Source organism: Chryseobacterium sp. RU37D (assembly GCF_900156075.1).
Lineage (GTDB): Bacteria > Bacteroidota > Bacteroidia > Flavobacteriales > Weeksellaceae > Chryseobacterium.
On the sequence record NZ_FTMM01000005.1, the window covers coordinates 81,359 to 94,033 of the forward strand.

Annotated in this window: 11 protein-coding genes; 1 reads left to right on the plus strand and 10 read right to left on the minus strand. The window is 36.4% G+C overall.

The genetic code is table 11. The features are described 5' to 3' along the window. Positions 1-38: 38 nt before the first annotated feature. A complete protein-coding gene (locus tag BW926_RS03805) occupies positions 39-449 on the plus strand; it encodes a hypothetical protein (protein ID WP_076444331.1) in 411 nt (136 codons plus the stop codon). A gap of 27 nt (positions 450-476) precedes the next feature. Here the strand turns inward: BW926_RS03805 and BW926_RS03810 are convergent, their stop codons facing one another. From BW926_RS03810 to BW926_RS03855, 10 genes are all read right to left on the minus strand, one after another. Continuing rightward, positions 477-1,991, minus strand: coding sequence for a GH3 auxin-responsive promoter family protein (locus BW926_RS03810; protein WP_076444333.1), 1,515 nt, complete (start codon positions 1,989-1,991; stop codon positions 477-479). Between the two features lie 380 nt (positions 1,992-2,371). Further along, complete coding sequence (locus BW926_RS03815) at positions 2,372-2,782, minus strand: BrxA/BrxB family bacilliredoxin (RefSeq protein ID WP_076444449.1); 411 nt, start codon at positions 2,780-2,782, stop codon at positions 2,372-2,374. A gap of 408 nt (positions 2,783-3,190) precedes the next feature. Next, on the minus strand, positions 3,191-3,637 hold the full coding sequence (locus BW926_RS03820) for a GatB/YqeY domain-containing protein (protein ID WP_076444335.1): 447 nt from the start codon (positions 3,635-3,637) through the stop codon (positions 3,191-3,193). Between the two features lie 108 nt (positions 3,638-3,745). Beyond that, complete coding sequence (gene ftsZ, locus BW926_RS03825; RefSeq protein WP_076444337.1) at positions 3,746-5,665, minus strand: cell division protein FtsZ; 1,920 nt, start codon at positions 5,663-5,665, stop codon at positions 3,746-3,748. 110 nt (positions 5,666-5,775) lie between these two features. Then, the gene (gene ftsA / locus BW926_RS03830) at positions 5,776-7,167 is read right to left on the minus strand and encodes a cell division protein FtsA (protein WP_076444339.1); all 1,392 of its coding nucleotides are present in this window, start codon (positions 7,165-7,167) and stop codon (positions 5,776-5,778) included. A gap of 23 nt (positions 7,168-7,190) precedes the next feature. Then, entirely contained in the window at positions 7,191-8,177 is a 987-nt protein-coding gene (locus tag BW926_RS03835; RefSeq protein WP_076444341.1) for a cell division protein FtsQ/DivIB, read from the minus strand. Between the two features lie 173 nt (positions 8,178-8,350). Then, the gene (locus BW926_RS03840; protein ID WP_317043260.1) at positions 8,351-8,629 is read right to left on the minus strand and encodes a GxxExxY protein; all 279 of its coding nucleotides are present in this window, start codon (positions 8,627-8,629) and stop codon (positions 8,351-8,353) included. Positions 8,630-8,800: 171 nt separating this feature from the next. After that, the gene (gene murC / locus BW926_RS03845; RefSeq protein WP_076444343.1) at positions 8,801-10,159 is read right to left on the minus strand and encodes a UDP-N-acetylmuramate--L-alanine ligase; all 1,359 of its coding nucleotides are present in this window, start codon (positions 10,157-10,159) and stop codon (positions 8,801-8,803) included. Positions 10,160-10,232: 73 nt separating this feature from the next. Continuing rightward, positions 10,233-11,333 carry an undecaprenyldiphospho-muramoylpentapeptide beta-N-acetylglucosaminyltransferase gene (gene murG / locus BW926_RS03850; protein WP_076444345.1) on the minus strand — a complete coding sequence of 367 codons (1,101 nt, stop codon included), beginning with the start codon at positions 11,331-11,333 and terminating at the stop codon, positions 10,233-10,235. 48 nt (positions 11,334-11,381) lie between these two features. Next, on the minus strand, positions 11,382-12,620 hold the full coding sequence (locus tag BW926_RS03855; protein WP_076444347.1) for an FtsW/RodA/SpoVE family cell cycle protein: 1,239 nt from the start codon (positions 12,618-12,620) through the stop codon (positions 11,382-11,384). Between the last annotated feature and the right edge of the window lie 55 nt (positions 12,621-12,675).

Sequence of the window (12,675 nt, forward strand, 5' to 3'; positions counted from 1 at the left end):
TTCAATACAGAATTACGTTTTTAAAAAATATAATAAGAATGAAAAAAAACATTTTATCGGCATTAATGACCGCTGTATTGGCGGTATCATGCACAAAATCAACTACGAAAACTGAAAAAGTAGAGAATTCTGACGGATCTGTAACCACCACCACAACTACCGTTTCTGAAGGCGGAATAGCCGTTGATTCCTCAAAAATAAACGAAGCAAAAGAAAATACCCAGGCCAAAATAGATAAGGCTGGCAATAAAATAGATGACGCAGCCCAAAAAGCCAAGGATAAAATAGATGCAACGGCAGATAAAACTAAAGAAGATCTCCATAAAGCAGGTGAGGACATTAAAAACGAAGCAGATAAAGTAGGTAAAGATGCTAAGGAAGCTGCAAAAAAAGGAGCTTCTAAAGTAGAAGAGGCCGCGAAAAAGCTGAAAGAAGATTTAAGTAAATAAAAAGAAAACCGCAGAGCTTACTGCGGTTTATTTATTTAGTTCCAGTAGAGGATCAATATATTCTCTGTCATTGCTCAATCTTGGGACTTTGTTTTGTCCGCCTAGTTTTCCTTTGGATTCCAGCCAGTTGTAAAAAAGATTGTCTTTAGCAATATGAACAATCGGACGTTTTAGGGTTATATTATTATATCTCTTTGCTTCGTAATCTGAGTTGATCGATTTCAAGTGCTGATCAAAAATGTCGATGAAGCGTTCCAGATCATTTGGCTTTTCACAGAATTCAAAAATCCATTCATGAGCTCCGCTTTCATTTTCTTTCATGAAAACAGGGGCTCCCGTGAAGTCAGAAACCGAAGCCTTAGTTTCTTCACAGGCTTTTGAAAGTGCGGATTCTACATTTGTAATCATCAGCTCTTCGCCAAATGCATTGATATAATGTTTGGTACGCCCCGTAATTTTTATACGGAATGGGTTGATTGAAGTAAAAATAACTGTATCGCCGATCAAATATCTCCATAGTCCTCCATTGGTTGTAATTACCATAGCATAATTTTTTCCGATTTCCACATCTTCAAGGCTTACCACTTTCGGGTTGGAAAAATGAAACTGATCCATAGGAATAAATTCATAAAAAATTCCGTAATCAAGCATTAAAAGCATTTCATCACTATTTGACCTGTCCTGTATTCCAAAAAAACCTTCAGATGCATTATAGATTTCGTAGTAATTGATATTTTTTCCGATAATATTTTTGTACTGTTTTCTATAAGGTTTAAAGCTGATTCCACCATGGAAAAAAACTTCCAGATTTGGCCATAATTCAGAAATATTTTTAACATCCGCTTCCTTTAAAACCTTTTGTAAAAGTACCATCATCCAGCTTGGAACGCCCAAAATACTTCCTACATCTTCGTTTTTTACCTCAGAGGTAATTGCTTTAAGCTTGCTTTCCCATTCTCCCATTAAAGAAACTTTTTTACTTGGAGTCGTGGTGATTTCTACCCAAAACGGGAGGTTATCAATTAAAATAGCCGATAAATCACCGAATTTTGTGTTAAAATCTGCATATAATTCAGAACTTCCGCCTAACCTTAAATTTTTATAATTAAAAAGTTGATTTTCCGGATGATTGTTGGCGTAAATGGAAACCATATCTTTCCCAGCTTTCATGTGGCAGTATTCTAAGCTTTCCGTTGAAATCGGAATAAATTTACTTTTGGCATTGGTAGTACCGGAAGATTTTGCAAAATGCTTAATATAGCCCGGCCAGCTTATGTCTTTCTGTCCCTGTCTTGCTTTTTCAATATAAGGTTCCATTTCTTCATAAGTAACGATAGGAAGCTTGTTTTTAAAGTCCTGATAACTGGAAATAGAGCTAAAGCCAAACTTCTTGCCATATTCTGTGTCTTCGGCGTGAAACAGCTGGGAAAATAATATCCCCTTCTGTGTTTCAATGGGATGATCCATGAAATTCTGAATCTGATCTATCCTCTGGCGGATAAACCAATTAACCACAGTATTGAAAAGTGCTTTCGTTGCCATTTCAACAAATATAATAATAATTGGATTTTCTGAGAATTTTTTATAGTGTTAAATAAAAATTAAAAGTGCTTTTACATTTATCATATTCCAAGCCTAACAGGTTTCTGAAACCCGTTAGGTTTTATAATCGTTAATAAACTGGACGAAAATTGATGAAAAAGACTACCTTTTAATAGTGATCAAGGTTCTCGAAGCCACTAATCCTGACATCCTAGCCCCGATCACAGCATTTGTTTGAGCTCATTTTGTTTCAGGCTTCGGCGGCGAAGCCGCCGAAGCCTGAAACAAAAAATAGCGAGTGTGGAGAGGGGAATAGCTTCAGATTAAAATAAAAAAACCGCCACAAAATTGTAACGGTTTACTATTTAATGTAATGTTTCTTAGCAATATTCGTCATAAGCAGCCTGAAGGTTGGCAGCGATTGCTCCTGCAGGATTTCCTTCAATATGGTGTCTTTCCAGCATATGAACCAGCTCTCCATCTTTGAAAAGTGCTACACAAGGTGAGCTTGGAGGGAATGGGGCCAAATGTTTTCTTGCTTCAACTACCGCTTCAGTATCAAAACCGGCAAAAACAGTTGTTAAATGATCCGGCTTTTTATTTCCTGTCAAAGAATATACAACTCCCGGTCTTGCAGCTCCTGCGGCACATCCGCATACAGAGTTGATCACCAAAAGTGTGGTTCCTGATTGTTTTAATGCTTCTTCTACTTGAGCCGGAGTTGTCAAGTCTTCAAAGCCTTTATCTGTAAGTTCAGCCTTCATAGGCATTACTAAATCTTGTGGATACATATTTTTTGTTTTTTTGTAAAGTACAAATTTAAGCATTTCTTTAGTTTTCTTCAATATATAAAAACTATCGCTGCTTTTGTTAAACAGAACTTGCTGGATGTTAATTACTTAATAAAGGGTCAATTATTGTGAATTTATTTCTATAATATTTAATTTTTTTTATTAAATTTGAAATGATTCTGAAAACAGATAACATGAAAAAAGCTTTATTTCTTTCCCTGAATCATGAAGATATTTCCAATTCTATGTAAGTGACAGGGACAATTAAATTTACAAATAAATGAAGCCCGAAACAAAAGTTTCAGGCTTCTTTAATCAAATCGATATGCAAAGGTTGAATATCCATTATTGAGGTACATGTAAGTGTTTCGGGAAAATGAGATATATAACCCATATCTCGTATCCCGTTTATGAAAGTAGCCTTTTCGCCATCTCGGAAATGCTTTTCCCATCGGATTTTCCGGCTAGAGATTTTGAGGCTGTTCCCATTACTTTTCCTAAATCTTTTATAGATTCAGCTCCGGTTTCGGCGATAATATTTTTTATTTCTGCTTCCAGGTCTTCCAGAGAAAGTTGTTTGGGTAAGAACTGCTCAATTACTTTCATCTGAGCTTCTTCCACTTCAGCAAGGTCATTTCTTTCCTGTGCTGTAAATTGGTCGTAAGAGTCTTTACGCTGCTTTACCATTCGTTGGAGAATGGCAATTTCCTGCTCTGCTGTTATTTCCGCCCCTACTGCTTCTGTTTTCAACAGTAATATCTGAGATTTTACAGCACGAAGAGAATCCAAAGCCACTTTGTCTTTAGCTTTCATTGCTATTTTAATAGCTTCGTTGATGGTATTTTCTAAACTCATGGTTTTTAAATTTAACAATGCACCAATGTAACAGCTTCTCAATCGAGATGCTTTTACAGGCTCAGCATGACACTGCTATTGTTACATCGGTACATTTTTATATTGATTTTAATCAACGTCTTTATTCAGAAATCTATTCTCTCTGATCTGCATACTTCCATTGTTATCAGACAGATAGGTATTAATATTCTGGTCTGAAGCATTAGATTCATCAATAGAGATGTTCTTTCTCTTGAATGCAGGAACAGATTCGAACTCGCTTGAGCTGTCAAAACTTTGATAGCGCGAATTGAATTCCTTTAGTTTATTCCTTCTCTCCGTTACTCTATCCTGATCACCCGTTTTATTGACAAATGTAAACTCTGATTCAGCTATCTTTGGAGCTTCAGTTTCGCTCTTATCTTCCACTCCCGACTGTGTCTCGGCTTTTGGTTCCTCTTTTAAGTTTTGAAAGAAATGCTCGACTTTTTGCTGAGGCTCTTCAGTCAGTTGATTTACTTCATTTAAAGAAGTTAATTCTGCTTTTGGCTGATCAAAATCAGACTTTGGCCCATTCTTTATAGGCTCGTTTACAAAGAAGCTGAATTCAATTGACTTTTCTTCTGAAAAAGAATTGTTGAAAACATTATTTGCCTGAGGCTCTTCTTTTTTATTGTCAAAATCAAACTTGAAAGATTCAATTTCCAGATCATTCGGATCTTCTGATTCTTCGTCTAAAGAAAAGAGGTTAAAAGATTCTTCTTCTTTCTCTTCTATTCTCCAGCCTTGTGCCGGATCCTGCGTATCCTCTTCTTTATCAAAGAATTTAATTTCAGTTTTTACAACTTCTTCCTCAATGATCATTTTTTTTTCAATAGAAGATGTAGTGAATTGTGAAGTTTCATTGTCTTCGTCATCTAATCTGAAAAGATTTTTTCCTCCAAAATTATGAGAAGAATCGGAGGTTTCTCTTTCTTCTCTCGTCTTAAAAGGCGATTCCTTCGGTGCTTCGAATGAATCATTTAAACTGATCTTGATCTTTTCTGTTGGCCCTGCAAATTTTTTATTTTCATTTGAAAAACCTGTTGCGATGACAAGAACGCTTACAGAATCTCCCAATTCTTCATCTGCACCTACCCCGAAAATGATATCTGCCGTGTTTCCTGCTTCTTTCTGGATATGATCCATGATCACACCGATTTCATCCATTGTTACCTCTTCCACGCCACTTCTGATCAACAATAGAACGTTTTTCGCACCTGTGATTTTATTGTCGTTCAATAGAGGAGAGTCTAATGCTTTTTTAACCGCTTCTTCGGCTTTATTTTCGCCGGAAGCAATTCCTGTAGACATCAATGCAGTTCCCGAATTCTGAAGTACAGATTTAGCATCTCTAAAGTCGATATTTACATCAAAATAACCAGTAATAACCTCTGCCATTCCTTTTGCGGCATTAGTTAATACTTCATCGGCTTTTGAGAATCCCTGCTTGAAGCCAAGGTTTCCGAATTGTTGTCTTAGTTTATCATTATTGATGACGATTAAAGAGTCAACATTATTTCTTAATTTATCAAGACCATTTTCAGCTTGCTCCAGTCTTCTTTTTCCTTCGAAGCTGAAAGGAACAGTAACGATCCCAACCGTTAAGATTCCCATATCTTTTGCTACTTTGGCAATCACTGGAGCCGCACCGGTTCCTGTACCACCGCCCATTCCGGCAGTAATGAAGACCATCTTGGTGTTTTGTCCCATTGCAGCCTTGATATCTTCGATACTTTCGATTGCCGATTTTTCTCCTACCTCAGGATCTGCACCGGCACCTAGCCCTTCTGTGATGGATGTTCCCAACTGTACTTTGTTGGCAACAGGGTTATTATCTAAAGTTTGAGCGTCTGTATTGCATATCACGAAATCTACTCCGTGAATACCTTTTTCGTACATATGTTTTAGCGCGTTGTTTCCGCCACCGCCTACACCGATTACTTTTATTATTGATGAATTTCCTTTTGGTAAATCAAATGAAAACCCCTGAGTTCCTAAATTTTCCATAACGATAATTTTTAATAATTGATAATTGATAATTGAATAATTGATGAATGATAGATGAACAGTTTTGACCCGAGTTTATCAATTATCATTGATCTTTTATCATTTATAATTTATTCTACTTCTTCAAAGAATTTTTTTACTTTTTCCATTAGCGATTGTCCGAAAGTAAGTTTTGCCGCTCTTTTTTCCTGTTGCTGGCTTAGAGTTTCCTGCTGCTGAACGGGTTGCTCCTGTTGCTGAACCAGCTGCTGTGAAGCTTCAGCTAATGTTGTTGCTGATTCAGCTTTTGGCTGTGTTTGTTCCGAATCGATTTCTTCAACGGGTGGGATTTGTTTTTTATCCCTGATTTTTAAACTTTCCATTAATAATCCAATAGAAGTTGCAAATTCGGGACCTTTCAGATACTGGTTTTTGTCATTGGCAATATATTCGTTGGCAAAGCCGATTCTACTGTCGAATCCTGTTGTGTAATTGGCTAGCTGACGAAGATGTTTCAAGTTTGAGCCGCCTCCTGTTAAAACAATTCCTGCAATCAGTTTTTTCTTTTGTTCGAAAGCGCCGTAAGCTTTTAATTCTGTATTGACCATTTCTAAGATTTCTTCCACTCTTGCATTAATAATCTGTGCCAATGTTTTTAATGAAATTTCTTTGTCTGGTCTTCCGTGAAGTCCGGGAATGGTAACATATGTACTGTCTTTTTCCAATTCCGGAACTGCAGATCCGAACTTTACTTTTAATTGCTCAGCATGCTTTTCAATAATTGAACAGCCTTCTTTAATATCTTCTGTAATAATTCCGCCTCCGTAAGGGATTACACAGGTATGACGAATGATATTGTCTTTGAAAATAGCAATATCCGTAGTACCACCACCGATGTCTACGATGGCTACACCGGCTTCTTTTTCTTCTTTGGTAAGAACGGCTTCTGAAGATGCCAAAGGTTCCAATGTAAGGGCCTCCATTTCCAGTCCTGCTTCTCTTACGCATCTTGCGATGTTTCGGATGCTTCCCATCTGTCCGACTACAACGTGGAAGTTGGCTTCTAAACGTTTTCCGTGCATTCCGACAGGCTCCTGGATTTCACCCTCGGAATCCACCTTATATTCTTGAGGAAGTACATGGATAATTTCTTCACCAGGAAGCATTACCAGCTTCTTGACCTGATCTTTTAATGCTTCAATGTCGTCATCTGTAATGAATTTATCCGGATGTTCACGCATAATATAATCGGAGTGCTGCAGAGAACGGATGTGTTTCCCGGCAATCCCCACCGTTACTTTACGGATGGGAACTCCTGCGCTGGACTGTGCTTCAGACACGGCAGCTTTGATTGAATTAATGGTTTGTGAAATATTATTCACAATACCTTTGTGAACACCAAGACTCTTAGCTTTCCCTACACCGAGAACTTCTATTTTCCCGTGTGCATTCCTCCTTCCGACAATCGCGACAATCTTTGTTGTCCCGATGTCCAGACCTACTGAATACTCTTGATTTTCCATTTGTTTTATACCGATTTGATTTTTTATTCTACTTTAACTTTTGCCTTTGTCTTCGGTTTTGATGCCGTTGCTTTCTTCTCTGTTTTTTTGGTTTCCTTTGGTTTTGTTATTGTTTTCGGTTTTGTGCTTTCCTTCGTTTTTGATAAAGAGGAGCCAGTTTTTTTAGTATTTTTCTTTACCTCAGTCTTTGGCTTGATCTCAGTTGTTTTCTTAATTGTCACAGGAGTAGGGACTTTTACCAGTTCTTTATTCCCTGCTTTTAAAATACTGTCGTTTTCTTTAAAATGAGGATTTAAAGTCGTTACAATCTGGTTCTGATATTTTACAGATACCATGCTGTACTTTTCAGGATCTTGATAGACCAGGTATTTTTCCACAAAAGTTTTAAAGCCTTTTACTTTAAATTCAATATTATCGAGATCTCCTATTTCCACTTTATAATTTCCTTCGCTTGTCAGAAGATTATAGTCTCCATTTCTGTCTTTTGAAATTCCGATGAAATATTTCTTGCTGAAATCATCTTTATCTATTTTTTCCACCAGCGCAGCCAATTTTGAATATTCATCTTTTTTCACATTTCCTGTTACAAGCATGCAAGGATGCGAATAGGTTTTAGAGATCGGAAATTCAATGCCTTTTTCATCTACATAAAAGTCTCTTCCTTCTTTATTTAATCTGAAAACAGGAACTCTCTGCTTAATATCCAAATTTAGTTTTCCATTTAAATTTAAATACACATTGGCGCTGTCTACGGCCGGAAGACTATTAATTTTCTTCTCCAAAGCCGGGATATTCAAGTCACCGACTTTTCCGGAAGGGTTTTCTTTTTTTACAATCTCGCGGATATCTTTTTCATCAATGAAATAAACCGGCGTTTTTTCGTTCATCTTTACAGAAATCTTATTGTCCGTAATTTTCTGGCCGCTGAATTTCTTTAAGGAGAAACTCAACAGGAATCCCAGGATAATTACTGTGATGGCAATTTTTAATATTCTGTATTTATTTTTCATTTTTATATTTAACGCTATGAGCGCAAGGTTTTTCTTTAAATGCTTACTTTATATTTTTTGTTCGCAAAGGCGTTTTACTCAGCAAATGACAACTGAAAATATCTTTTGCAATTTTTATTATAATTTGTTTACTGCTCTTTTTACTCCGTCTTTAAATAAGGTGGAATGAAAATTTAAATCATTCCTAATTTCTTTTCAGTGACTCTTAAATAATTAAGAAGCTGAAAGAAATGATATTTGTTAATTTCCGGAACTGCTTTTATTTCTATAATTACTTTATTTTCAATTAATAAATCAACTCTAAATGCTTTATTAACAATCAAGCCTTCATAATTGATGCTGATGTCTTTTTGATTCTCAATTCTAAGGCCACTATTTTTCAATTCGTGAATTAAGCATTGCTCATAAACATTTTCATAGAGTCTGATTCCTAGTTTACGATGTACTTTCATCCTGCATCAAAAACTATTTTTGAAATTTCATTTTCTGTCATTTGTGTGTTTTTTAATACTCTTAAAATGATATTTTCAGTTATCATTTGCTGAGTAAAACGCCTTTGCGAACGGAAAATATACATTGTGTTTTTAAATTTTCATTGCGCTCGTTGCGTTAAATTTATTTATCTAAATTTTTCCTATCCACTTACAAATAGGATCATACAGCGTATCAATATTTCCTGCGCCTACTGTGAGAAGAATGTCAAAATCTTTTTCTTTTATCTTATTGAAAGCTTCATCTAATGTTGAAACTTCCTTTCTGTCTAAATTCACCTTTTCCAATAACCAGCTTGAAGTAATCCCTTCAAAATTTTCCTGAAGTTCCCTTGCCGGATAAATATCAAGCAAAATCAATTCATCAGCCTGGCTCAAGCTTTCAGCAAATCCGTCTGCAAAATCCCTCGTTCTGCTGAAAAGATGAGGTTGGAAAACTACTAATAATTTCTTTTCAGGGTAAAAAGTTCGGATTGAGCTCATCACCGCATTGATTTCTGTCGGATGATGTGCGTAATCGTCAATATAAATTTTACCGTTTTCATATCTGTGTTTGGTATATCTTCTTTTAATTCCTTTAAAATTGGCTATTGCTTTTTTCAAAGTTTCGAAATCAACACCTAAGTTGTTTAAAATTGCTAATGCTGCAGTCGCATTTTCAACATTGTGAATACCCGGAATTTCCCAGATAAAATCCTTGATAGTTTCTGTTGGAGTATGAAAATCAAAATAGATTTTATCATTCTCCATTCTCAAATTATCTGAGTAATAATCCGCAACCTCATTCACTGCATAGGTGATATGAGGTCTTCCGATTTCAATTCCTTTTCTTACAAAAAGCAGCTTGTCATTCGGGACTAAAGCTGCAAATTGTTTAAACCCTTCCTCAATCGTATTTTTATCGCCATAAATATCCAAATGATCTGCATCTGTGGAGGTTATCACCGCCCAATTGGGAGAAAGGTTTAGAAAGCTTCTGTCATATTCATCTGCTTCAACTACCGAATATTGAGAACCATTATACAGGAAATTAGATTTAAAATTCTCAGAAATCCCACCTAGAAAACATGAAAAAGGCAAGTTCGCTTCTTTGCATAAGTGCGAAACCAGAGTGGAGGTTGTTGTCTTTCCATGAGTTCCGGCAACTGCGATGCAATCTGTGTTCTCTGTAATTAAACCTAAAACTTTTGCACGTTTTAATACCTCAAATTCATTAACAATAAAATAATCTAAAATTCTTAGCTTTTTAATTGCAGGAGTGTAAATGATTAAGGTATTTTCCTTCTGAAGCGAAGTGATTTTTTCATTAATAACATCTTCAAAAACAATATCAATTCCTTCATTCATCAAAGCCTGAGTGAGTTTGGTGTTGGTTTTATCGTAGCCCAACACTTTTTTGCCCGAAGCATGGAAGTAACGCGCCAAGGCACTCATCCCGATACCTCCGATTCCAACGAAGTAAAAATTTTGATATGTTTCTAAATTGTTCATTCTTTTTCTTGTATTAATGTATTCATGTATAATGTATGTCCGACTTCATTAATACATTTTACACGAATACTTTTTACAGTTTATTAAAAATCTCGTCTACAATCTCTTTTGCGGCATTAGGCTTGGCAAAATATTTAAGATTCTCGGACATTTCTTTTCTTACATTTTCATTTTCGCAGATCTCTGAAAGGGTATTCCAGAATTTTTCCTGCATTTCAGAGTCTTTTACCATTCTGGCTGCATTTTTTTCAACCAGATTCATGGCGTTTTTGGTTTGATGATCTTCCGCTGCAAAAGGGAAGGGAACCAATAAAACAGGCTTCTGCGCTACCGCCAACTCTGAAATGGCAATGGCTCCTGCTCTCGAAACAATCACATCTGCTGCAGAATAGGCTGTTTCCATGTTTTTGATGAACTCTTTTAACTGAATTTGAGATCCGAGATCCGAGATTCGAGATTCGTTGCTCAGTTCTTGATAATCCAGTTTTCCGGTTTGCCAGATCAATTGATAGCCTTTTTGTTTTAGGCTTTCTAAATTGTCTTTCCAACCGTTGTTTAATGTTCTTGAGCCTAAAGATCCTCCGACAGATAAAATTGTCAGTTTGTCTTTGTCTAAGCCCATTTTTTCTTTTGCCTGAGACGTTTCCTGCATTCCTGAAACAATGTTATCACGAATCGGATTACCCAGAAACTTTATTTTTTCAGCCGGAAAACCTTCCACTTTCGGATAGGCTGTGAATACGGCTTTTGCTTTTTTACTTAAAATTTTATTCGTTACGCCTGCATGTGCATTCTGTTCCTGAATAAAAATCGGAATTCCCAATTTGTTGGCTTCATACAAAGCCGGTCCGCTCGCAAAACCACCCGTTCCGACTGCAAAATCTGGAGCGAAACTTTTAATAATTTTCTTTGATTTGGATAAACTTTTTAAAATTTTAAAAGGCAATCCTAAATTGGACAGCATATTTCCTCTGTCGATTCCGGCAATATCAATTCCCTCAATTTTATACCCAGCCTGCGGAACTTTTTCCATTTCCATTTTTCCGTTGGCTCCGATGAACAAAAATTCTGCATCAGGAAATCTTTTCCTGATTTCGTCTGCAATGGCAATGGCAGGGAAGATGTGACCTCCTGTTCCTCCGCCGGACAATAATACTTTTAGCTTTTTGTTCATTTCTTACAAATTTTGAGATTGCTTCGTCGCTTCGCTCCTCGCAATGACCTAAGCAATATCGTTTATTTCGGCTATACTTTGTTTTTTGCCCATTCCTTCTTCATCATAAATCTGGATTCTTGAGCTTATGTTTAAAATAATTCCCAACTGCAAATAGGTTACCAACATTGAGGTCCCTCCGTAGCTGATCAATGGCAGCGGTTGCCCTGTTACCGGAATCAGATTCACTGCAACTGCAATATTTACAGAGAGTTGTATGAAAATCATAACGCCGAGACTGAGAACAAGTAAGGAACCAAAAAAAGCAGGCATCTTACTGGCTATCATGACGATACGAATTATCATAATTAAATATAAACTTATCAGAAAAACAGCACCAATTACTCCGTATTCCTCTACGATTACTGCAAAAATAAAGTCGGAGGCAGACTGCGGAAGCATTTGTTTTAATGCACTTTTTCCCGGGCCCATTCCTGTAACCCCGCCATGAACAATGGCTGCTTTTGCCATCATTACCTGATAATTTTTTGCTTTTAAGCTTTCATCATCGGTGTCTACTGTTTTTGCTTTGGAAGACGTAAATGTTTCAATACGACTCATCCATGTATGGACACGGTTTCCGCCAATTAAACTTGTATTTAATGCAATCAATAAAAACAAAATAATAGCTACAAATGATGCAGAAATGAAGCCTGCAATATACTTCCAATGCAATTGGCCTATAATCAAAACAACCACAGAAACCATTAAAATCATTAGTGCTGTAGAACCGTTATCTTTCGCAACCAACACAAAAACCAATAATATAGGCCCAAAAATGTACATAATGTTCTCAATCGGAAGCCTTTCTCTTGTGATCTTCTTGGTTAAATATCTGCACAAGTAAATAATCAGCATTAAAAATGCAAACGAAGAAGGTTGGAAAGAAATAGGTGTTCCCGGAATTTTTAGCCATCGGGAAGCACTCGCTCCGTCGATAGTTTGCCCTGTAAACATCGTGATAATCAGTAGAATAACCATTAAGCCAAGCAGTATGCTACTCAATTTTCCGATGTATTCATATTTTATCATTCCCACGATTCTCATAATGCCCAAACCTAAAACCACAAAAAACATATGCTTGATAACGTGGCCAGTTGTAGTCCCGTTATTTACGATATATTCCAGATTCGAACTTGCAGAATATACAGGGAAAATAGAGAATATGGAGATCACAAGAATGACCATCCAAAGTACTTTATCGCCCTTCAGGAATTCAAATCTGTTTTCTGTGTCTTGTTCGTTCATACTTTCGTATTAATGTAAAATGTATTTATGATAAAAAAATCATGAATACACTGCT

Coding starts and splice junctions, on each gene's coding strand:
- BW926_RS03805 (WP_076444331.1), top strand. CDS start 39: ATGAAAAAAAACATTTTATCGGCATTAATGACCGCTGTATTGGCGGTA.
- BW926_RS03810 (WP_076444333.1), bottom strand. CDS start 1,991: ATGGCAACGAAAGCACTTTTCAATACTGTGGTTAATTGGTTTATCCGC.
- BW926_RS03815 (WP_076444449.1), bottom strand. CDS start 2,782: ATGTATCCACAAGATTTAGTAATGCCTATGAAGGCTGAACTTACAGAT.
- BW926_RS03820 (WP_076444335.1), bottom strand. CDS start 3,637: ATGAGTTTAGAAAATACCATCAACGAAGCTATTAAAATAGCAATGAAA.
- ftsZ (WP_076444337.1), bottom strand. CDS start 5,665: ATGGAAAATTTAGGAACTCAGGGGTTTTCATTTGATTTACCAAAAGGA.
- ftsA (WP_076444339.1), bottom strand. CDS start 7,167: ATGGAAAATCAAGAGTATTCAGTAGGTCTGGACATCGGGACAACAAAG.
- BW926_RS03835 (WP_076444341.1), bottom strand. CDS start 8,177: ATGAAAAATAAATACAGAATATTAAAAATTGCCATCACAGTAATTATC.
- BW926_RS03840 (WP_317043260.1), bottom strand. CDS start 8,629: ATGAAAGTACATCGTAAACTAGGAATCAGACTCTATGAAAATGTTTAT.
- murC (WP_076444343.1), bottom strand. CDS start 10,159: ATGAACAATTTAGAAACATATCAAAATTTTTACTTCGTTGGAATCGGA.
- murG (WP_076444345.1), bottom strand. CDS start 11,333: ATGAACAAAAAGCTAAAAGTATTATTGTCCGGCGGAGGAACAGGAGGT.
- BW926_RS03855 (WP_076444347.1), bottom strand. CDS start 12,620: ATGAACGAACAAGACACAGAAAACAGATTTGAATTCCTGAAGGGCGAT.